Here is a 22,490-nt window from a genome sequence, read left to right on the forward strand (position 1 = left end):
GCACCGCTTAATTGCTCAATACGGTCTGTTTTATCACGCAATGTACCTAATTGTTGTTGGAATAAAACGGTTTCTAAACGTGGAAGTTGATCTTCTAACCGTTGTTTTAAATCGGTTTTGAAGAAAAATTCTGCATCGGTTAAACGTGGACGAACCACTTTTTCATTTCCTTCAATAATTTTACTTGGATCTTCAGGATTGATATTGGAAACGAAAATAAAGTGCGGTAATAACTTGCCGTCTTTATCATAAATTGGGAAATATTTTTGGTCGCCTTTCATTGTATAAACAAGGGCTTCCGCAGGTACAGCAAGGAAACGTTCTTCAAATGTTGCGGCTAATACGTTTGGATATTCAACCAATGAGGTAACTTCATCTAATAAATCATCTTGAATATCGGCAACTCCACCTAAAGCGGTCGCTTTAGCTTGAGCTTTTGCAAGAATTTCTTCACGACGTTCGTTGAAATCTGCAACCACTGATCCTTTTTCTCTTAATAATTGAGGATATTGATCAGCGTGTTCAATTTGAAATTCACGTTCGCCTAAGAAACGGTGGCCACGAATGGTTCTACCGATAGTCACACCTAAAATTTCACCTTCAATCAATTCATCACCAAGTAATAAGGTAACGGTATGTACAGGGCGAACAAAGTGTTCTGTCTTATCACCCCAACGCATTGTTTTTGGAATAGGTAATTTTGCTAATGCTCGGCTGATGATATCTACCACTAAATTTTTAGTCGGTTGTCCTTCAATCACTGCACGATGCACTAACCATTCGCCTTTATCGGTGGCAAGACGATCAGCTTGATCAACGCTGATACCACAACCTCTTGCCCAACCTTCAGCGGCTTTAGTTGGTTTACCTTCCGCATCAAATGCCGCAGAAATTGCTGGACCACGTTTTTCAACTTCTTTACTTGGTTGGCTTGTGGCTAAACCTAACACCTTAACCGCTAAACGACGAGGTGCTGCAAACCATTCTACTTTCTCAAAGCCTAAACCAGCTTGAGTTAATTCTTGCTCTACATTATCAGCAAAGGCAGTCGCTAATTTTTTTAGTGCCTTCGGTGGTAATTCTTCTGTGCCGATCTCGGCAAGGAAATTTTGTGTTGTCATTGTTTGTCTCTTTAAAATTTTTTAACTTAAATTGTAAATTCTCTCTAAGATCTCACCGCTTTAACTAAATATTTTCTGCAATTCTTCAAGATCCAATACAACTTTTTCATCATCCATCACCAAAGCAGGAATCCCGATATAACCTTGTTGTTTGGCTTGATCAAATGCTGAGTGATTATCTCGTAATTTTAGAAAGCGTTTAAAATTTGCCATACTTTCAAAGATATTGACCGCTTCGTATTCCACTTTTAGTTGCTCTAATTGAGCCACAAAAGGTGGGGTGTCAGGGCATAAGTCAGCAAAAAATAATATGGGTTTAGTGTTCATTTTTACGCTCTATCTAAATTATTTTTTACATCCCGGAAACCCTAACGCTTCACGGCTTGCATAATAAGCTTCTGCGACACCTTTAGTTAATGCTCGAATGCGTAGAATATAGCGTTGGCGTTCGGTAACGGAAATTGCTTTGCGTGCGTCTAAAAGGTTAAAGCTATGAGCGGCTTTTAAAATACGTTCGTAAGCAGGTAGTGGTAATGGTTTTTCTAGAGCAAGTAATTCTTGGGCTTCTTTTTCGTATTGGTCAAAGCAGTAGAATAAGAAATCAGTATTTGCATATTCAAAATTGTAGGTAGATTGTTCCACTTCGTTTTGGTGGAAAACATCGCCATAGGTGGTTTTGCCTAATGGGCCGTCAGACCAGACAAGATCGTAAACAGAATCTACACCTTGAATGTACATTGCTAAACGCTCTAAACCGTAAGTGATTTCGCCTGTAACCGGTTTACATTCTAAGCCACCTACTTGTTGGAAATAGGTAAATTGAGTAACTTCCATACCGTTCAACCAAACTTCCCAACCTAATCCCCACGCACCTAATGTTGGGTTTTCCCAGTTGTCTTCCACAAAACGAATATCATTTTGAGTAGGGTCGAAACCTAACATTTTTAAGCTATCTAAATAGAGTTCTTGGATATTATCTGGCGAAGGTTTGATAACCACTTGGAATTGGTAGTAGTGCTGTAAACGGTTTGGGTTTTCGCCATAGCGACCATCAGTTGGACGGCGTGAAGGTTGAACGTAAGCTGATGCCATTGGTTCTGGACCGATTGCACGTAAACACGTCATTGGGTGAGAGGTTCCTGCGCCCACTTCCATATCAAGTGGTTGAATGATGGTACAACCTTGAGTTGCCCAGTAATCTTGTAATGCAAGGATCATACCTTGGAAGGTTTTCACATTAAATTTTGCTGACATTGTGATTCCTATTAATAAAATTCAGTTAAAAATACTGTTTATTATAACGGGTAAGCGGTCAGATGTCGGGCATTTTTTGCAAAAATCTGCAAAAGAATCAGTCAGTAATCATTAACGTTCTTCGTTGAAAGAAAATGAGTCAGGAGTAACGGTTAAAATCGAGGCGGTTTTGCCCCAATCGCCAAGAACGATACGAGTAAAGGTGCGATCAGAATTTGCAAAATGTTGATTAGAATGAACCGCTTGTCGATGGGTGTGTCCGTGAATTAGCCATTCCGCTTGATATTTTTCGACAATTTCAGCGGTAAAAGCTTTATTCACATCCATAATTTCGACCGGTTTGTGTTGCTTGTCTTGTTTGCTTTTAGCTCGAATCTTTTGAGCGATGTTTATACGTAAGGAAAGGGGTAATTTGAGGAATAGCCATTGTAGCCATTTTTGATGGACTTTTTGGCGGAAGTTTTGGTATTTTTCATCATCAATGCATAAAGTATCGCCGTGGCAAATTAACGTTCGTTTGCCATAGAGATCGACAATATGATAATCGGGCAGTAACGTCATCCCCGATTCTTTCGCAAAACGTTTACCAATTAAAAAATCTCGATTACCACAAATAAAATAACAAGGCACACCTTGCTCAACTACTTTTCGAGTCGCTTGTTTGACTTGGGTAATGAGTTCTGACTTCTCATCATCGCCAATCCAAAAATCAAAGAAATCTCCTAGAATATAAACCGCCTCTGCAAGCGGTGCTTTCTCTTGCATAAATTGCAAAAAGAGGGAGGTAATCTCAGGTTGAGATTCGTTTAGATGGAGATCGGCGATGAAATATTGCATTATGTCGTATCTAGTAGATAAGAAAAAATTCCCTTCTTGGGGTAAGAAGGGAATAGATTAATTGTTATTTACTACTATCAAACCAGCCACGAATAAACTGAACAGATAGGAAGAATGTAAAGGCAAAAAATACATAGATAATATAGCTTACCCAAGGTATAGATGGGCTTTGTCCTGCTTCTACTGGTTTAATTGAAACAATATTTCTGAATTCATTTAACCAGCTGATATACCAACCATAATATTTAATTTGTACCATCTTTTTATCATTAGCAAAAGCTTGTGCTTTTGCTTGAGTTAGGGCAGCATCAAATTTAAAGTAGAAAGGTAAGCCCCAGCCTGTATCTTCATTTCGATAAGTCATTACTTTTTTCGTTTCAGGATTTTCAGTAAACAGATAGTATACATCTCTTACAGGACCATCTTCAGGATTCGATTTACTGATAGGACCATCTTTGTCCACACGGCGAACTTCCATTCCGGTAATAACCGTTTGTTCATAGCTTGGGAAAGCGTAATTAACGGCTCCGATTAAAACGATATGCAACGAAAGCATAACTAAAATCAGGAAATATTTAAGAATTGATTTCATAGTCACTCCTACACAGTGAGTTTAAATAAACGTTGAACGTTTTGCGTTGTTGTCTGAGCCATTTCTTCTACCGATACACCTTTTAGGGTGGCTAAGTATTCGCATACCTCTCTGACATACGCGGGTTGATTTGGTTTACCTCGATAAGGAATCGGGGCTAAATAAGGTGAATCAGTTTCTACCAGTAAACGATCAAGGGGAACTTTCTTCACAACTTCGCGTAAATCTTCTGCATTTTTAAAGGTAATAATACCAGAGATAGAAATATAAAACCCAATATCTAAGGCACGTTTTGCCATATCCCAATCTTCTGTGAAACAGTGCAACACTCCGCCACATTTTTCAGCATTATTTTCAATTAATAATTTCATCGTATCTTCACGAGCAGAACGAGTATGGATTACTAATGGTTTATTCATTGTGTTCGCAATTTCAATTTGCTGTTGAAAGATAGACTGTTGCAACTCTTTTGTTTCAGGCGTGTAGTGATAATCTAAACCCGTTTCGCCAATCGCCACTACTCTAGGATCTTTGGCTAATTCGAGTAATCTTGCATAATCAAAAGGTTCATCCTCAACATTTAGCGGATGCACACCGCAAGAGAGCGAAACTTCTGGACGATGTGCTGTAAGCTTTTTCATATTTTCAAAGCTACTTAAGTTCGTACAGATAGAAATAAAACGTTGTACTCCTCTTGCTTTGGCATTTTCGATCACTTCATCAACATTTTTGTGATGAGTTTCATAATCCAAAGAATCTAAGTGGCAATGTGAATCAATAATAAATAAATCGTTCAAACTTTTTCCTGTTATTATTAAATTTAATAATTTAGCATATTTTAACGCATTATAGCTAAATTCTAAGCACTTTCTATTCCGAATGCCATTACTTCCTCAATTCGCTCTGCACCAAGAGCAATCATAATTAAGCGATCAACCCCAACAGCAACCCCAGAACAATTTGGGATCCCTGATTTTAGGGCTGCAAGAAAACGAGAATCTAATTCTTGTGGTGGTAAACCAAGTTGTTGGCGGTAAACATTATCTTGCTCGAAACGACGGAATTGTTCTTTTGCATCACTTAATTCGTGGAAACCATTTGCCAGTTCAATACCTTTATAGTAGAACTCAAAACGTTCCGCCATTCTAGGATCTTCTGCACTCACTTGTGCCAATGCTGCTTGTGATGCAGGGAAATGATAAATTGCAGTTGGGCGTTCTAAGCCAATATTTGGCTCAACGACTTTAGTAAATAAGAATTGTAGTAATGTATCACGATGATCATTATCATCACATTGCAAACCGTATTCTTGTGCTTTTGCCACCAGTTGCGATTTTGTTGCAGAAAGAGGATCTAATCCTACATAGGTTTGAAATACAAATTGATAACTAAAAGATTCGGCTGGTTCGCAATCTAAAATATATTGCAATAGATCATCTACTTCATTAATTAAACGATACATATCAAAATACGGGCGATACCACTCCAACATGGTAAATTCAGGATTATGATATTTACCCGATTCTTCATTACGGAATACATGGCAAAGTTGAAAAATTGCTCCACTACCACTAGCAAGCAAGCGTTTCATGTGATACTCAGGGCTAGTAATTAAGTGTAATGTTTTAGCTTTACTATCAAATGGTGATAGAAATTGTGTACTGAATGTGGAGAGGTGAACATCAGTGACAGAGAATTCACTCATTGTTGGTGTATCAACTTCCAATAATCCTCTATCTGTAAAAAATTTACGGATATCATAAATAATTTTTGAACGCTTTAATAAAGTTGGAATAGAAGCAGTTGGCTTCCATTGTCCTTCTATTACGAGATCTTCCATATATTTTACCTTACTAATTTAAATTTATTTAAATTATAAATTGTTTCTCTCTCTAAAATGAAATTTTTTATAAAATAGTAGTAGAATGAGTTCCATTAATCTTTACAAAGGAAGAACAATGCATTTACGCTCTATAATTCGTATTATAGGTATTTTGATCATGAGTTTCTCATTTATCATGATCGCTCCCTTTATCGTTTCACTAATCTATAGTGATGGTGAGCAAATTACATTTATTAAATCTTTTCTTGTTAGTTTTTTTATTGGTGGTGTATGTTGGTTTTCTAATAGAGAATATAAACAAAAATTACATTCTCATGAAGGTTTTTTCATTGTTGTTGCCTTTTGGTTTGTGCTTGGCTCTATTGGTACTCTTCCTTTACTTTGGGCAAATAGTACTAATATGGGCGTAGCTGATGCTGCTTTTGAATCATTTTCTGCTCTAACGACAACAGGTGCAACAGTGATGTCTGGGTTAGATAGTTTACCTAAAGCAATTTTATTTCATCGGCAATTTTTACAGTTTTTGGGCGGAATGGGAATTATTATTTTAGCGGTAGCTATATTACCATTCTTAGATATAGGTAGAACACAATTATATAAAGCAGAATCCTCTGGCCCAATGAAAGATCAGAAAATTCTTCCTCACATTGCGGATATTTCTAAGCTATTATGGAGTATGTATGCAGGTTTACTTCTGATTTGTACCGCTTCTTATTGGTTAGCTGGAATGTCTTTTTTTGATGCTTTGACTCATAGTTTTTCTACGTTATCAAATGGCGGTTTTTCTACCCATGATGATAATCTTGCCTATTTTAATAGTTCTACTATAAATATAATTGCAACTGTATTTATGCTGATCACAGGCTGTAATTTTTCAGTACATATGTTAGCTCTTATGAATTTTAAAAAAGGAAAAGTATTGAAAATCTATCTTAAGGATGAAGAATTTCGTTTTTTTATTTTATCTCAACTTATTTTTTCAATAATTTTTTCCATAGGGCTTTGGATTAGCCAAGATTTATCGCTATTTCAATCATTCCAATTGGGAGCGACCCAATTAGCGTCAATGAGAACTAATTCAGGTTTTACTTTATTTGATATGAATCAGCTACCAGGATATTTAAGTTTCTTTGCACTATCTATTGCAATTCTAGGAGGATGTGCAGGATCTACTGCTGGGGGAATTAAAGCAATTCGATGTTTGTTATTGTGGTTACAATTAAAAAAAGAATTAAAACAATTAATTCATCCGAATATTGTGAACCCGATTAAATTAAATAGAGAAAAAATTCCGTCTAGTGTTTTAGAGAGTGTTTGGGCATTTATTATTATTTTTATACTTGTTTTCTTTTTGTGTACTTTTGCTGCAATTTTATGTGGAATGACGGTTTATGATGCTTTTTTTGCGGTTTGGACGACAATTACTAATACAGGACCAGGTTTAGGTATTACTAGTTTAGGTTTTGCAGATGTGCCTGATGGTGCTAAGTATGTATTTGTTTTTTCAATGATTGCAGGAAGATTAGAATTTTTTGCGTTATTAGTATTATTTACACCATCATTTTGGAAAAGATAACTAAGCATAATTAAGGTACCTTATTTTCTAAAAAAATAACTAATTAATAAGCGGTAGGTTATAGCTTTTATTATGTAAAAATATAGCAACTCTATCGCTTATTATTATAGGTAATATTCATGTTATCTATATCAGATCCTATCAAACACTATAACTAATGATAAATTTTGAATTTTTTTTATTTTTTCTCTTGAACTCATCAATTTTACCCCTATTTATTATTCCGTTTGAACAGTATGTTAAAAATACTGCTTCCTTTTTAAAAAATTTGTAAGTTGCCCTTGAATTTTTAGGAAAAAACGCAATCTTGTAGGCATCATTACAAAAATATGAACAAATTTTTATATCGGAGAATTTAAAATGGGTAAAATTATTGGTATTGACTTAGGAACAACAAACTCATGTGTTGCCGTAATGGATGGCGATAAACCACGTGTGTTAGAAAATGCTGAAGGTGCAAGAACAACTCCTTCAATTATTGCTTATACAGATAAAGAAACTTTAGTAGGTTCACCAGCAAAACGTCAAGCGATCACAAACCCAAAAAATACGTTATTTGCAATTAAACGTTTAATTGGTCGTCGTTTTACTGATGCCGAGGTACAACGTGATCTTGAAATTATGCCATTTGAAATTACACAAGCAGACAATGGTGATGCTTGGGTTTCGGTTAAAGGCGAAAAAATGGCTCCACCACAAATTTCTGCTGAAGTATTGAAAAAAATGAAGAAAACAGCGGAAGATTTCTTAGGTGAGTCAGTAACTGAAGCGGTAATTACTGTACCTGCATATTTTAATGATGCACAACGTCAAGCAACTAAAGATGCGGGTCGTATCGCAGGCTTAGAAGTTAAACGTATTATTAACGAACCAACAGCAGCAGCATTGGCTTATGGTTTAGATTCTAAGAAAGAGAACCAAATTGTTGCAGTATATGACTTAGGTGGTGGTACATTTGACTTATCTATCATTGAGATGGATAATTTCGACGGTGAGCAAACTTTCGAAGTGCGTGCAACTAATGGTGATACTCACTTAGGTGGTGAAGACTTTGATAACCGTTTAATCAATTATTTGGTTGATGAATTCAAAAAAGAACAAGGTGTCGATTTACGTAACGACTCTATGGCAATGCAACGTGTTAAAGAAGCCGCTGAAAAAGCGAAAATTGAACTTTCTTCTGCACAATCAACTGAAGTTAACCTTCCGTACATTACAGCAGATGCGACAGGACCTAAACACTTAGTTATTACCGTAACTCGTGCAAAATTAGAATCACTTGTTGAAGACTTAGTAACTCGTTCATTAGAACCTGTTAAAGTTGCGTTAGCAGATGCAGGCTTATCAGTGTCTGATATCAACGATGTTATCTTAGTTGGTGGTCAAACTCGTATGCCATTAGTGCAACAAAAAGTAGCAGACTTCTTTGGTAAAGAGCCTCGTAAAGATGTGAACCCAGATGAAGCAGTTGCAATTGGTGCGGCAGTTCAAGGTGGGGTATTAGCAGGTGATGTCACAGATGTATTATTACTTGACGTAACACCACTTTCACTTGGTATTGAAACAATGGGTAGTGTGATGACTAAACTCATCGATAAAAACACAACAATCCCAACAAAACACAGCCAAGTGTTCTCAACTGCTGAAGATAACCAAAGTGCGGTAACTATCCATGTGTTACAAGGTGAACGTAAACGTGCAAGTGATAACAAATCACTTGGTCAATTTAACCTAGATGGAATTCAACCTGCACCTCGTGGTATGCCACAAATTGAAGTAACATTTGATATTGATGCAGATGGTATCTTACATGTTTCTGCTAAAGATAAGAATACAGGTAAAGAACAAAAGATCACGATCAAAGCTTCTTCAGGTTTAAGTGATGATGAAGTTGAAAAAATGGTTCGTGATGCAGAAGCAAATGCGGAAGCAGATCGTAAGTTTGAAGAATTAGTTCAAACTCGAAACCAAGCAGATGCTATTGTTCATTCTACCCGTAAGCAAATAACAGAAGCTGGCGATAACTTGAATGCAGATGATAAAGCAAAAATTGAAGTAGCACTTTCTGATTTAGAAACTTCAGCAAAAGGTGAAGATAAAGCAGATATCGAAGCTAAAATTGATGCATTAGTAAAAGCGTCTGAGCCATTGCTCCAAGCAGGACAAGCTCAGGCTCAAGCGGGTCAGCAACAAACACAACAAAATCAAAAAGATGATGGTGTTGTAGATGCTGAATTTGAAGAAGTCAAGGACAACAAATAATTATTAAACAGGGTAACAATTTATGAGTAATAATAAATTCGTAGGTGAAATCATAATTGATAACAATGGCAAAAAAGCAACATCTCAAGCTAATGCCAAATTAGATAACGGCACACTATATGTGTATTTATCACAAGAACTTGAAAAAGCAGCACCAGGATATTTAAATGTATATGCTGAACAATTTGTAAATGCTGTTAAAGGACAATTTAAGGCACCGAAAAAATCATTTTGGCAAAAACTTTTTGGTGGTGGCGATAATAATGAAGTTAAAAGCGTTGTTGCGTTGACTTATATCCCTGAGTTTGCTCCTTATCAACTTTATGTAGGTAATGACTTTCAACATTCTAAACATATGGGTAAGGAAGAACTTGTAAAAAGATACCCTATTTTTAATGAATTAGTTGGTTAATATTGAGTTGAGATAATTAAGCTTGTCTTATTATCTTAGATTAAATAGGGCGTATTGTTACGCCCTTTTTAATGGGTAAGCGGTTAGATCTTTATAAAATTTATCAAAAAGGAATATGTTATGAGCTTGAAACTTTATCCAGTTAAAACAATACGTTTAACTAATAAAACAGCTGAACAAGATATTCCAACCCTATGGCAATCTGTATCATTATCCGAAAATGAAATCGTATACGGTATCTATAATAATTACGAAAGCGATCATAATGGTGAATATGATTTTACGATTGCTGTCGAGAAAGAAGTATCAGGTGTTACACCAATGGAAATTAATGATGATTTTTATTGGTTTGAGAGTTTTACAACAAATAGAGAACTACTTGCCGATACATGGAAAACGATTTGGAATAAAAGTAAACAAGGGTTATTAAAAAGAACATATTCGCTTGATTTTGAAAAACATTATCCAGATGGAAAAGTTGAAATTAATATTTCAATTCAACCTCACTGTTAATTTTAAAAAATAAAAATAACCAAGCGGTAAGATTGTTATGAAATCTTGCAAATTTAAAATGGAAAAATTATGTCAAAACGTGATTATTATGAAGTCCTTGGGTTAAGTAAGGGTGCGAGTGAGCAAGAGATTAAACGTGCTTATAAACGTTTAGCCGCAAAACATCACCCAGATAAAAACAAAGGCAGTAAAGAGGCAGAAGAAAAATTCAAAGAAATTAAGGAAGCCTACGAAGTACTCGGCGATAATGAAAAACGCAGTATGTATGACCAATATGGTCATCAAGCCTTTGACCAAGGTGGCTTTGGTGGAGGCGGCGGAGGCTTTGGCGGAGGTGACTTCGGTGGATTTGAAGACATCTTTAGTGAGATGTTTGGAGGTAGTTTCGGTGGAGGGCGTCGTCAACGTGTTGTTCGTGGTGATGATTTACAATATAACTTAGAAATTACCCTAGAAGAAGCTGTTCGTGGTGTTAAAAAAGACATTCGCATCCAAACACTAGCAGAGTGTGATGCTTGTCATGGCTCAGGAGCGGAACCAGGCAGTAAAGTTGAAACTTGTCCTACTTGTCATGGTTCAGGTAGAATTCGTCGTCAACAAGGTTTCTTTGTTACAGAACAAGTATGTCCAACCTGCCATGGAACAGGTAAGAAGATTGAGAACCCATGTAAAGTTTGTCATGGTGACGGACGTATTAATAAAGCAAAAAATCTTTCTGTCACTATTCCAGCAGGCGTTGATACAGGTAATCAACTTCGTTTATCTGGTGAAGGTGCTGCAGGTGAGAATGGTGCACCTCCGGGTGATTTATACGTTGTTATTCATGTTAAACCACACGATATCTTTGAACGTGATGGTTCAAACCTTTACTGTGAAGTACCGATCAGCTTTACCATGGCTGCATTGGGTGGTGAAATTGAAGTACCAACCCTCGATGGCCGTGTTAAATTAAAAATTCCGGCAGAAACTCAAACGGGTAAATTATTCCGCATCAGAGGAAAAGGTGTTCCAAGTCCAAGAAGTAGCTATGCAGGTGATTTAATTTGTAAAACAATCATTGAAACACCGGTTTCTCTAAATGATGAACAAAAAGATTTATTACGTAAATTAGAAGAAAGCTTGGAAGGTGAAGGACAACATCGTCCAAAACATGAAGGATTCTTCGAAGGTGTTAAAAAATTCTTCGATAATTTAGGTAAATAAACACCTAAGCATGATGAAAAGCAGTGAATATCAAATATTTACTGCTTTTTTTAATCTCCAAATAAGTGATGGTATAGTAAGTAATAATAATTCAGCACTAAGTGGCACAACTTTCCATGACATTTTTTGATAAAAATAAAGTAAATAGAAACCACCTAAGCTTGCCCCTAGATAGTAGCACGATAGGTATAAAGCGGAAGCTAAAGCTCTTGCTCTTATTGCTGTTTTACCCACCCATGCACTCGCAAGAGAATGAACTAAAAAGAACCCAATACTACAAATAAGTAGTCCAATAATGATTAATCCCAATGAATCAAATAGGGTAAATAAAATCCCGATAGAGAAAATTCCCCATCCGAGAAACATTATCTTAATTGTTCCCCATTTATAACTTAGTTTTCCTGCCATACTTGCTGTCACTGTACCGCTGAGATAACACAAAAAGAGTAAAGAAACTTGAGTTGTTGAGAAATCCCAAGGGGCTTGTTCTAAGTGTAACCCTACAACCGAGAATAAATTAATAAACATTCCAAAGCTTACTCCGCCAATCAAAAATGTACGCCAAAGTTGTGGATTTCTAATATGTTGGCAAAGATTCTTAATGACACCTTTTACCGCTAAGCTTTGCGGAGTAAATTGGCTCTCCTTAGGTAAATATAGATAAGTGGTAATTACGCCAAGTAAAGTGATCAGTGAACAAAACAACATCGCACTATTGGGACTAAAATATTCTGATAACACTCCACCAATTAATCGTCCTGAAATTCCACCCAATGTATTAGCTGCGATATAAATTCCCACCGCACTAATAACAGCATTCTGCTCAAATTCTTCTGTAATATATGCCACAGCAACAGCTGGCATACCCGCAAGAGAAAGTCCTTGAAGCAATCGTAATCCGATCCATGTGGTTAAATCATGACTGAAAAAAAGCAATAATGAAGTTAAGGTAGTTAAAATAAGGCTGACTAAAATAATAATTTTTCGTCCGAAGTGATCAGCAAAAATAGCCCAAGGAATCAAGCAACAACTAATGCCTAATGAGCCACTCGCAAAAATCCAATTAGCCATACTTTCCGATACATTAAATTTCTCACTAAACAAAGAAAGCATAGGTTGAACTGTATATAAATTGCAGAAAACGAGAAAAGAAGAGAATGCCAAGGTAGCAATCGTATGACGATATGCTTTTGATTTTTCGGTTAGCATAACGAAATAATTTTTAGGAAAGAATAAATAAATGTAGCTCAATAATTTCAAAATGTAAACAAGTTGTTAAAAATAAAAAATAACTTACTTATGCTATATAAGATCAAACTGAATTTAATGAATAACAGCCATTGGAAGTAAGAAGTATAAATATTAAATGATAAAACTCTTCCATTTTAAGAATTTTGACAAGTAGAGGTCGTGGCTATTGTGGTAAGGTGAAGGTCATGATTATGAGCTTTATTTAGCGATAAATGATATAAAATCTCTAAAAATAAATTTGGACAGAAAAGAATTTATGCTTAAATTAATCCGATACGTACGCTATTTTAAATATAAGGTTATGCACGATTCAATTTGATCTCCTATATTTAATTATTATTCATTTAATTTCAATAGGTTATTTATATCTTTTTGATTCTTATAATATTTTATTTAAATCATTTTAATTAAATAAAACTTTTATTTGATAAAAATCAAAATATTCAGGATTTATTTTTTTAAACACTATATATTGTGTTAAATTTACAAAAAAACCACAACATATAGTGTTTAATCAATATGCAGTTTGTTTCTGAAGATATAGTCTGGCAAGAAGTACCTAATGAAGTTTCTTTAGCTTTTCTTATTAGTGGTTGCCCATTAGGTTGCAAAGGTTGCCATAGTACCTATAGTTGGGATAGTAAAGTAGGCCATCTACTATCTAAACCATATTTTGAAGAACGTCTAACTCTTTATCAAAATCTAATTAGTTGTGTGTTATTTATGGGTGGAGAATGGCATCCAGAAGAATTGTATTCTTTTCTGACAATAGCACGACAACGGGGATTAAAGACTTGTCTTTACACTGGATTAGAAAAGGAACAAATACCAGACTATATATTGTCAAAGTTAACTTATGTTAAGACTGGACGTTGGATTGCTGAACGAGGAGGGTTAAATAGTTTAACCACCAATCAGCGATTTATTAATTTGCAAACAGGCGAAATACTTAATAATCTTTTTTTGTAGGAGTAATAATCGTGATAAGACTTAATTCATCACAAATTTCAGGCAAGCAGCAATTTATCGAGCAATACATTCACGCAAAGAATGCAGCAGATGGATCTAAATTGGATGCAAACGCTAATGTAAACCAAAAGAATGTTGCAACGATGGAAAATGAATTAATGAAAGATTTTTTCATTCAAATCAATCGAGCTAAAGTTAGCCAAAAAATTGCTGAAATATTTGATGATTCTCTCGCTCAAGAATATTTACGCCAAATAGAATCACACGAAATTTATGTACATGATGAAACTAGTTTAAAACCCTATTGTGTGTCAGTTACGCTTTATCCATTTTTACTTGATGGTTTAATCAAGTTAGGAGGAGAATCCAAAGCTCCCAAGCACTTATCATCATTTTGTGGTTCTTTCATCAATTTAGTATTTGCTATCAGTTCCCAATTTGCAGGAGCTGTAGCAACAGTAGAATTCTTAACCTATTTTGATTATTTTGCTCGTAAAGATTATGGTGATGATTACCTTACTACTCATCGTAAAGAGGTTGAAAGTTGCTTACAGCAAGTTGTGTATAGTATAAACCAACCCGCAGCAGCTCGTGGTTATCAGAGTGTGTTTTGGAATATCTCTATCTATGATGAATACTATTTTTCTGCTATTTTCAGTAATTTTGTTTTTCCTGATTTAACTGCACCAAATTGGCAAAGTGTAGCTAAATTACAAGACTTTTTTATGGATTGGTTTAACAAAGAACGGAATAAATCTATCCTCACCTTCCCTGTAGTAACGGCGGCAATGCTGACAGAAAAAGGGCAATGTAAAGATAATGTATTTGCAGATAAACTTGCAAAATCTCTTTCTGATGGAAATTCATTTTTTATTTATCAATCGGATAATCCTGATTCTTTAGCCTCCTGTTGTCGTTTACGCAATGAAATTGCTGATCATAGCTTTTCTTATTCATTAGGAGCAGGCGGAGTCGCAACCGGTTCAATTAATGTGATTACGATCAATATGAATCGTTTAGAACAAGATGGTCGAGATCTAAAAACAGAAGTCGAAAAAATCCATAAATATCAATATGCCTATCGTCAATTAATGGAAGAATATTTACAGTCTGGGATGTTACCGGTTTATGATGCTGGGTTTATTTCTCTAGATAAACAATTTTTGACGATTGGAATTAATGGAATGGCAGAGGCTGCTGAATTTAGAGGAATTAAAGTAGGTTATAACCGAGATTACATAGATTTTGTTCGTAATAAACTATTCACTATTTACTCAGCCAATCAACAAGCGAGTAAACAATATGGGATTAAATTTAATACAGAATTTGTTCCAGCTGAAAACTTAGGCGTAAAAAATGCTAAATGGGATAAAGAAGATGGATATATCGTTCCTCGTGATTGTTATAATTCTTATTTTTATGTGGTCGAAGATGATCACACTAATGCCTTAGATAAGTTTTTGTTACATGGCAAAGAACTTATTGAATTTTTGGATGGCGGTTCTGCATTGCATTTGAATTTAGAAGAGGCATTAGATCAAACTGGTTATCGTTCAATGTTGAATATTGCTGCTAAGACTGGTTGTAATTATTTTTGTATTAACGTCAAAATCACAATTTGTAACGAGTGTGAGCATATAGATAAAAGAACACTCCAACAATGTAGTTGTTGCGGGTCTAAAAATATTGATTATGCTACTCGAGTAATTGGTTATCTCAAACGTGTTTCAGCTTTTAGCTCAGCTCGCCAAAAAGAACATAGCTTGAGATATTATCATCGTCAGACATGATCCTTGTTTGCATAAAAATAGATTTAATCTGACAAATCGTACAAAAAATGAGAGTTTCCCGTTTAGAATATAAGTGATCAAAATCAACCCAAACAAAAAGGAAACTCTCATACTTTATTCTAATAATCCTTTAATTAAGTACAAAATAGATTTGCTTAATTTAGCTGGAGAATCAGCTGTGTATCAAACGATTGTAAGATGATAGAAATTAATTGAGATATTTCTATTTTTATCAGTAAGTTATCACTCCACTGTTACTGCTTTAGCTAAATTCCGAGGTTGATCAACATCTGTTCCTTTAATTAAGGCAATGTGGTAAGAAAGTAGTTGTAACGGCACGGTATAAAAAATTGGGGCAGTGATTTCATCTACTTTTGGCATTACAACAGTTTTAAAACCTTCCTCTTGGTTAAACCCAGCGTCGTGATCAGCAAATATATAAAGCTGTCCGCCTCTTGCTCTCACTTCTTCAATATTAGATTTCACTTTTTCAAGTAAATCATTTTCAGGTGCAACAACGATAACAGGCATATCATTATCAATTAACGCCAAAGGCCCATGTTTCAATTCTCCCGCCGCATAGGCTTCTGCGTGAATATAGGAGATTTCTTTCAGTTTTAAGGCAGATTCCATTGCGATTGGATAAAATTCGCCACGACCTAAAAATAACGTGTGATGTTTTTCAGCAAAATCTTCCGATAATTTTTCAATTTCTTTATCAAACACTAATGCACTTTCAATTTGTGCAGGAAGTCGTTGTAAAGCCTGAACGATATGTTTTTCTTGTTCGTCAGACACATTACCTTTTAAACGCCCAATTACAGCAGTTAAAAGTAATAAACAAGTCAGTTGGGTAGTAAATGCTTTGGTTGATGCCACACCAATTTCAACGCCTGCTTTTGTCATAAAGGCAAAATCAGATTCACGTACAAGTGATGAGCTTGCAACATTACAGATTGTCATTGCTGACATAAATCCAGAGACTTTAGCTAAACGCAATGCAGCCAGTGTATCTGCTGTTTCACCTGATTGAGAGAGCGTAATTAAAAGGCTATTAGGGCGAGTAACGAATTTGCGATAACGGAATTCTGAGGCGATTTCCACATCACAACTTACTCCAGCGATCGACTCTAACCAATAGCGAGCGACCATTCCTGCATTATAAGATGTACCACAAGCGACAATTTGGATATGTTCTACTTTTTCCAAAATAGCTTGAGCATTATTGCCGATGGAATCAATCACAACTTTATCGTGAGCAATTCGACCTTCCAAGGTATTACGAATAGCGACAGGTTGTTCAAAGATTTCTTTCTGCATATAGTGGCGGAAAGGGCCTTTATCCGTTGCATCTTGCTCAAAATTACCCTCGTGGACTTCTCGTTCAACCTCTTTACCTTCGTGATCAAAAATATGCACATCACGGCGGGTAATTTCAGCAACATCACCCTCTTCAAGATAGATAAAACGACGCGTAACACTTAATAAAGCTAAAGGATCTGAGGCAAGGAAGTTTTCACCAATCCCTAATCCGATAACTAATGGACTACCCGAACGAGCAACAATAAGATGCTCAGGCTCATTAGCATTCATCACTACTGTACCGTAAGCCCCACGTAATTGAGCAACTGTTTTTTGTACCGCTTCTAGTAGAGTTGATGAGCTTCTAGATTCCCATTCAACCAAGTGAGCGATAACTTCCGTATCTGTTTGTGATTGGAACTGATAGCCTCTTTGTTGAAGCATTTCTCTTAATTCTTCGTAATTCTCAATAATTCCATTGTGGACCACGGCAATATTGCCCGAACGATGTGGATGTGCATTAGTTTCTGATGGTTCGCCGTGTGTTGCCCAACGAGTATGTGCAATCCCTGTTCCACCAATTAATGGATCTTTTTCAATGGCGTCATCAAGTGCTTTCACTTTCCCTACTCGACGCACAATTTGCATCTCTTTTTGCGGTGCTAAGATTGCCACACCTGCTGAATCATAGCCACGATATTCTAAACGATGTAAACCATTCACTAAGATTTCTGCAACATCACGTTGTGCCACAGCACCAACAATTCCACACATAAATTTACTTTCCTTTTTGTTATTCATTGCTCATATCTTATTAAAGATACAAGCGGTTAGATCTTATTCATATTTTGCAATAATGACTTCCACACCTTGTTGCGTAATTTGTTGCACAACTTCAGGCGAAATTTCTTCATCGGTAATTAACTTATCTATTTTTTGCCATTCCAATTCAATATTGGGCATTTTTCGACCAATTTTTTGGGATTCGATTAGCACGATCACTTCTCGAGAAACTTCTGCCATAACTTGGCTTAAACCAATTAATTCATTAAATGTCGTTGTACCTTGTGAGAGATCGACACCATCCGCACCAATAAATAATTGATCAAAATTGTATGAACGAAGAACCTGTTCAGCTACTTTCCCCTGAAATGATTCAGAGCGAGTATCCCAAGTGCCACCTGTCATCAATACCGTTGGCTCACATTCAAGTACAGTTAATTCATTCGCCAATGCAAGTGAGTTAGTCATAATGACCAACCCTGTTTGATTCAGCACTTTAACTAAAGCACCTGTTGTGCTACCCGTATCAATAATGATTCGATTATGCTCTTTAATTTGTTTCGTTGCCTCGTGAGCAATGGCTATCTTTTGTTTCGAAAGATTTTCTGCTTGATCTTCTATCATTTCTTTGGGAATTTTAATTGCCCCACCATATCGACGTAATAAAAAACCACTCTCTTCTAAGGCAGTGAGATCTTTACGAATAGTGACTTCTGAAGTTTCAAAAAGAGTAGAAAGCATTTCAACACTCACTTCCCCTTGTTCTTGCACCATTGTTGCAATAATTTGACGGCGTTGTTTTGTATTTCGTTTTGGCATAATTGAAATAAAATAAGTTTCGAATCGAAATTTTAATAATATTATATAGATAAAAAGTTAGAATAAAAAGGGTAAAAGTCGTAAAAGCATAATTTCAATAAAAAATTAATGAAAAATAAGGGGATTCTATTTGCAAGATCTATAAAAAAGATTAAAGTTAAACCTGATATTAGATAAAAGTGAGGTATCGCAAATGAATGTCCCATTCTGTTTACCAGAAAACATTTCTCCCGAAGATTTTTTGCAAAATTATTGGCAGAAACAACCGCTTCTTATTCGTAATGGATTACCACAAATTGTGGGTTTGTTTGAACCTCAAGATATTATTGAATTAGCACAGGAAGAAGATGTTACTTCTCGCTTAATAAAAACTTACCAAACGAAAGATGGCGATAAATGGTCTCTTAAACGTAGTCCATTATCTGTGAAAGATTTTGATGACTTACCAGAACGTTGGTCAGTGCTAGTACAAAATTTAGAACAATGGTCACCAGAATTAGGGACTTTATGGCAAGCTTTCAGTTTCCTACCTCAATGGCAACGTGATGATATTATGGTGTCTTACGCACAAGCGGGAGGCTCAGTGGGTAAACACTATGATGAATATGATGTGTTCCTCGTGCAAGGTTATGGGCATCGCCGTTGGCAATTAGGAAAATGGTGTGATCCAAGCACAGAATTCCAACCTAACCAACCTATTCGTATTTTTGACGATATGGGCGAGCTTATTTTAGATGAAGTATTATCGCCGGGTGATGTACTTTACGTTCCTTCTCGTCTTGCTCATTATGGTGTTGCACAAGATGATTGCTTAACCTTTTCATTTGGATTACGTTTCCCAAATGCAGCTGACTTACTTGAAAACTTGTGTAAGACGTTAGAGCATCAAACTAATATTATGGCAAATACACAATTTACCGTGCCATTTAGACTTTCTCCTCAGAATCAACCTACTGCATTGCTCGATCCGCAAATGGTGGCAATACTCAAAACACAATTGATTGAATTATTACAACATTCTAATCAATTTGATGAGCTATTTACTCATAGCGTAGCAACGGCAGTAAGCACTCGACGTTATGAGCAATTAACCGAAGAAAATGAGTTTTATCCCGATGAAGTCCAAGAGATTTTGGAAGCGGGCGGTTGGGTTCAACAAGATGCAAATGTAAAAATTGTTTATACCGAATCACCATTACGTGTTTATGTGAATGGCGAATGGATTGATGAACTCAATGAAGCAGAGGCGAATTTATTGATCCGTATTGCTAATGGTGATGCAATTTCTTGGAATAAATTGGCATCAAAAGTGGAAAACCAAGATCAACTCGAACTTTTATTAGATAGCTTATGTGATTGGTTAGATAGTGGCTGGATTTTACTCGAAGAAGGGGAATAGTACCTTTGCGATTGATGATTGATCGCGTAAAATTTCGGTTCATTTTTAAGAATAAGGAAAAATATGGCTTGGGTACAAATTCGCTTAAATAGCACAGACAAGCAAGCAGAATTAATTAGTGATTTTTTAGAATCTATCGGTGCGGTATCGGTGACTTTTATGGATAGTCAAGATACTCCGATTTTTGAGCCTCTACCCGGCGAAACTCGCCTTTGGGGAAATACGGATGTGGTCGCATTATTTGATGCAGAAACCAATATGCAGGATATTGTAGAACAATTACGCCAAAGCCAAATTGTCGCTAATGATTTTGCACATAAAATTGAACAAATTGAAGATAAAGATTGGGAACGTGAGTGGATGGATAATTTCCATCCTATGCAGTTTGGTAAACGTTTATGGATTTGCCCAAGCTGGCGAGAAATTCCTGATCCTAATGCAGTTAATGTAATGTTAGATCCTGGCTTAGCCTTTGGTACGGGTACTCACCCAACCACAGCACTATGTTTAGCTTGGTTAGATAGCTTAGATCTTACCGATAAAACTGTGATTGATTTTGGTTGTGGTTCAGGCATTTTAGCTATCGCAGCTTTAAAATTAGGGGCGAAACAAGCGATTGGTATTGATATTGATCCACAAGCAATTTTAGCTAGTAAAAACAATGCAGAAGCAAATGGTGTAGCGGATAGATTACAGCTATTTCTTGCAAAAGATCAGCCAGAAGGATTACAAGCAGAAGTTGTTGTTGCTAATATCTTAGCAGGTCCATTAAAAGAATTATCACCTCAAATTACAACTTTAGTCAAACCGAATGGCGATTTAGGATTATCTGGAATTTTAGCAACACAAGCGGAGTCAGTATGTGAAGCTTATCAACAGAATTTCAAATTAGATCCGGTGGAAGAAAAAGAAGAGTGGTGTAGGATTACAGGTAGAAAATATACAAGCATTTAGCGGTAATTTAGTAACACCGCATTTTGTAATAGTAACACGGTGTTACTATCGGTGTTACCAAAATTTGCAGATTTAGGCTTACATCGGCGTACATCAAAAGACAATAAAAAAGCCCTGAACCATTGTGGCTCAAGGCTTTTCTTTACATCCGATTACATCAGATTATATCGATTTGGTGGAGCTGGGGGGATTTGAACCCCCGTCCGAAATTACTCTACCGTCAGCACTACACGTTTAGTCTGATCTTTAATTTCGTAAGCTAACTGCGGACAGACACGCCATTAACAAACTAGCTTGATTCAATTTAATGCTTCGATCCTCAAGCGGAGGCTTCCACACGATCTCGTTTGGGTTTGACTCCTCTTGATCCCCGTCTTACGAGCGAAAGCTAGGGAGAGAAGGCTCTACGCAGGTTATTAAGCTGCTAGTGCGTATTGTTCGTCGTTTGCGACTATTATTTTGCGGTTTATTTACGAGGCCTACCGCACCTCGACGTGCACCTTGGGCTTCGCTAATCCCGTCGAATCCAGAATCAGCCCCAAAAAGTTTGTCGATTCTATCAGAAAGCGGTAATATCTGTAAACTTTTTTACAGTTTGATGTTCAAACTGTTTTTATACTAAGCGAGATCCAAATGAAAAATAATCCCAAAACAGAAATATTTGAAGATGAAGAGGATGAGATCATCGAGCCTGAAATTGATGTTATTGATGATGTTGATGATGTTGATGATGTTGATGATGTTGATGATGTTGATGAAGAGATCGATCAAAAATCATTATCTAACACAATGCTCGTACCTCAAGGTAATTTGGATAGCTACATTCGCATGGCAAATCAATATCCAATTTTAACCGCTGATCAAGAAAAAGAATTAGCTGAACGTTTTTATTATGATGAAGATTTAGATGCAGCAAAACAGTTAATTCTTTCTCACTTACGCTTCGTTGTCCATATTGCTCGAGGTTATATGGGCTATGGTTTACCTTTAGCAGATTTAATTCAAGAAGGGAATATTGGATTGATGAAAGCGGTAAAACGATTCAATCCTGAAGTTGGTGTGCGTTTAGTTTCTTTTGCTGTCCATTGGGTCAAAGCAGAAATTCACGAATACGTCTTACGTAACTGGCGAATTGTGAAAGTGGCAACTACCAAAGCACAACGTAAGCTCTTCTTTAATCTCCGTAAAAATAAGCAACGCCTAGCTTGGTTTAATGAAGATGAAATCCAAAAAGTTGCAGATGATTTAGGTGTTTCAACAGACGATGTTAAAGAAATGGAATCTCGCATGACTGGGCAAGATATGGGTTTTGATTTACCCGTTGGAGATGATGATGAGTCTTATGTGCCATCTATGTATGTGGAAGATGATTCATCTAATTTTGCAGAAGAAATCGAAGATGAACAACACAGTGGTAAAGCAACTGCTCAATTAATGTACGCATTAGCTCAGTTGGATGAGCGTAGTCAAGATATTATCAAAACTCGTTGGTTAGATGATAAGAAAGCAACATTACATGAATTAGCGGATAAATATAGCATTTCAGCTGAACGTGTTCGCCAACTAGAAACCCAAGCCTTGAAAAAAATCAAAGAGGCAATGACGATAGA

General features: G+C 36.2%; 20 protein-coding genes and 1 other RNA gene. 10 read left to right on the forward strand and 11 right to left on the reverse strand.

Annotation, left to right across the window (positions count from 1 at the left end; genetic code table 11):
• From glyS to epmA, 7 genes are all read right to left on the reverse strand, one after another.
• Window positions 1–1,121, reverse strand: a 1,121-nt coding sequence (glyS, locus tag Q1J40_RS01230) for a glycine--tRNA ligase subunit beta (RefSeq protein ID WP_301098222.1), incomplete at its 3' end; no start/stop codon positions are given.
• Window positions 1,122–1,181: 60 nt separating this feature from the next.
• Window positions 1,182–1,448 carry a hypothetical protein gene (locus Q1J40_RS01235; RefSeq protein ID WP_301098223.1) on the reverse strand — a complete coding sequence of 89 codons (267 nt, stop codon included), beginning with the start codon at window positions 1,446–1,448 and terminating at the stop codon, window positions 1,182–1,184.
• Between the two features lie 18 nt (window positions 1,449–1,466).
• Window positions 1,467–2,375 (reverse strand): glycine--tRNA ligase subunit alpha, encoded by a 909-nt coding sequence (glyQ, locus tag Q1J40_RS01240; RefSeq protein ID WP_301098224.1) that lies wholly within the window; start codon window positions 2,373–2,375, stop codon window positions 1,467–1,469.
• A gap of 111 nt (window positions 2,376–2,486) precedes the next feature.
• Window positions 2,487–3,212: a UDP-2,3-diacylglucosamine diphosphatase gene (lpxH, locus tag Q1J40_RS01245; protein ID WP_301098225.1), complete on the reverse strand. Its 726-nt coding sequence runs from the start codon at window positions 3,210–3,212 to the stop codon at window positions 2,487–2,489.
• A 64-nt stretch (window positions 3,213–3,276) separates the two neighbouring features.
• Window positions 3,277–3,804: a DUF1523 family protein gene (locus tag Q1J40_RS01250; RefSeq protein ID WP_301098226.1), complete on the reverse strand. Its 528-nt coding sequence runs from the start codon at window positions 3,802–3,804 to the stop codon at window positions 3,277–3,279.
• An 8-nt stretch (window positions 3,805–3,812) separates the two neighbouring features.
• A complete protein-coding gene (locus Q1J40_RS01255) occupies window positions 3,813–4,601 on the reverse strand; it encodes a TatD family hydrolase (protein ID WP_301098227.1) in 789 nt (262 codons plus the stop codon).
• A gap of 62 nt (window positions 4,602–4,663) precedes the next feature.
• On the reverse strand, window positions 4,664–5,644 hold the full coding sequence (gene epmA, locus Q1J40_RS01260) for an elongation factor P--(R)-beta-lysine ligase (protein WP_301098228.1): 981 nt from the start codon (window positions 5,642–5,644) through the stop codon (window positions 4,664–4,666).
• Between the two features lie 118 nt (window positions 5,645–5,762).
• Between epmA and Q1J40_RS01265 the strand changes: the two genes are divergently transcribed.
• The 5 genes from Q1J40_RS01265 (at window position 5,763) to dnaJ (ending at window position 11,613) form a co-directional block, all read left to right on the forward strand.
• Window positions 5,763–7,223 (forward strand): TrkH family potassium uptake protein, encoded by a 1,461-nt coding sequence (locus Q1J40_RS01265; RefSeq protein WP_301098229.1) that lies wholly within the window; start codon window positions 5,763–5,765, stop codon window positions 7,221–7,223.
• A 360-nt stretch (window positions 7,224–7,583) separates the two neighbouring features.
• Window positions 7,584–9,485, forward strand: a complete 1,902-nt coding sequence (gene dnaK, locus Q1J40_RS01270; RefSeq protein ID WP_301098230.1) for a molecular chaperone DnaK — start codon at window positions 7,584–7,586, stop codon at window positions 9,483–9,485.
• A gap of 22 nt (window positions 9,486–9,507) precedes the next feature.
• Window positions 9,508–9,897 (forward strand): hypothetical protein, encoded by a 390-nt coding sequence (locus Q1J40_RS01275; protein ID WP_301098231.1) that lies wholly within the window; start codon window positions 9,508–9,510, stop codon window positions 9,895–9,897.
• 120 nt (window positions 9,898–10,017) lie between these two features.
• The gene (locus tag Q1J40_RS01280; protein ID WP_301098232.1) at window positions 10,018–10,410 is read left to right on the forward strand and encodes a GyrI-like domain-containing protein; all 393 of its coding nucleotides are present in this window, start codon (window positions 10,018–10,020) and stop codon (window positions 10,408–10,410) included.
• 69 nt (window positions 10,411–10,479) lie between these two features.
• Complete coding sequence (dnaJ, locus tag Q1J40_RS01285) at window positions 10,480–11,613, forward strand: molecular chaperone DnaJ (protein WP_301098233.1); 1,134 nt, start codon at window positions 10,480–10,482, stop codon at window positions 11,611–11,613.
• A 30-nt stretch (window positions 11,614–11,643) separates the two neighbouring features.
• Here dnaJ and Q1J40_RS01290 read toward each other — a convergent pair whose 3' ends face one another.
• Window positions 11,644–12,822 carry an MFS transporter gene (locus Q1J40_RS01290; RefSeq protein WP_301098234.1) on the reverse strand — a complete coding sequence of 393 codons (1,179 nt, stop codon included), beginning with the start codon at window positions 12,820–12,822 and terminating at the stop codon, window positions 11,644–11,646.
• Window positions 12,823–13,383: 561 nt separating this feature from the next.
• Here Q1J40_RS01290 and nrdG point away from each other — a divergent pair.
• On the forward strand, window positions 13,384–13,833 hold the full coding sequence (gene nrdG / locus Q1J40_RS01295; protein ID WP_301098235.1) for an anaerobic ribonucleoside-triphosphate reductase activating protein: 450 nt from the start codon (window positions 13,384–13,386) through the stop codon (window positions 13,831–13,833).
• Window positions 13,834–13,844: 11 nt separating this feature from the next.
• Window positions 13,845–15,623, forward strand: a complete 1,779-nt coding sequence (gene nrdD, locus Q1J40_RS01300; protein ID WP_301098236.1) for an anaerobic ribonucleoside-triphosphate reductase — start codon at window positions 13,845–13,847, stop codon at window positions 15,621–15,623.
• 243 nt (window positions 15,624–15,866) lie between these two features.
• Here nrdD and glmS read toward each other — a convergent pair whose 3' ends face one another.
• Window positions 15,867–17,699, reverse strand: coding sequence for a glutamine--fructose-6-phosphate transaminase (isomerizing) (glmS, locus tag Q1J40_RS01305; RefSeq protein WP_301098241.1), 1,833 nt, complete (start codon window positions 17,697–17,699; stop codon window positions 15,867–15,869).
• Between the two features lie 63 nt (window positions 17,700–17,762).
• Window positions 17,763–18,527 (reverse strand): DeoR/GlpR family DNA-binding transcription regulator, encoded by a 765-nt coding sequence (locus tag Q1J40_RS01310; protein WP_301098237.1) that lies wholly within the window; start codon window positions 18,525–18,527, stop codon window positions 17,763–17,765.
• A 193-nt stretch (window positions 18,528–18,720) separates the two neighbouring features.
• Here Q1J40_RS01310 and Q1J40_RS01315 point away from each other — a divergent pair, with 193 nt between their 5' ends.
• Together Q1J40_RS01315 and prmA are read left to right on the forward strand one after the other, a co-directional pair.
• On the forward strand, window positions 18,721–19,926 hold the full coding sequence (locus tag Q1J40_RS01315) for a ribosomal protein uL16 3-hydroxylase (RefSeq protein ID WP_301098238.1): 1,206 nt from the start codon (window positions 18,721–18,723) through the stop codon (window positions 19,924–19,926).
• 63 nt (window positions 19,927–19,989) lie between these two features.
• Complete coding sequence (gene prmA, locus Q1J40_RS01320; RefSeq protein WP_301098239.1) at window positions 19,990–20,880, forward strand: 50S ribosomal protein L11 methyltransferase; 891 nt, start codon at window positions 19,990–19,992, stop codon at window positions 20,878–20,880.
• 173 nt (window positions 20,881–21,053) lie between these two features.
• Here prmA and ssrA read toward each other — a convergent pair.
• Window positions 21,054–21,420, reverse strand: a transfer-messenger RNA (tmRNA) gene (ssrA, locus tag Q1J40_RS01325).
• Window positions 21,421–21,513: 93 nt separating this feature from the next.
• Between ssrA and rpoH the strand changes: the two genes are divergently transcribed.
• On the forward strand, window positions 21,514–22,490 hold a 977-nt coding region (gene rpoH / locus Q1J40_RS01330; RefSeq protein WP_301098240.1), incomplete at its 3' end, for an RNA polymerase sigma factor RpoH.

The sequence above is a fragment of the Otariodibacter sp. genome (assembly GCF_029256985.1).
Lineage (GTDB): Bacteria > Pseudomonadota > Gammaproteobacteria > Enterobacterales > Pasteurellaceae > Otariodibacter.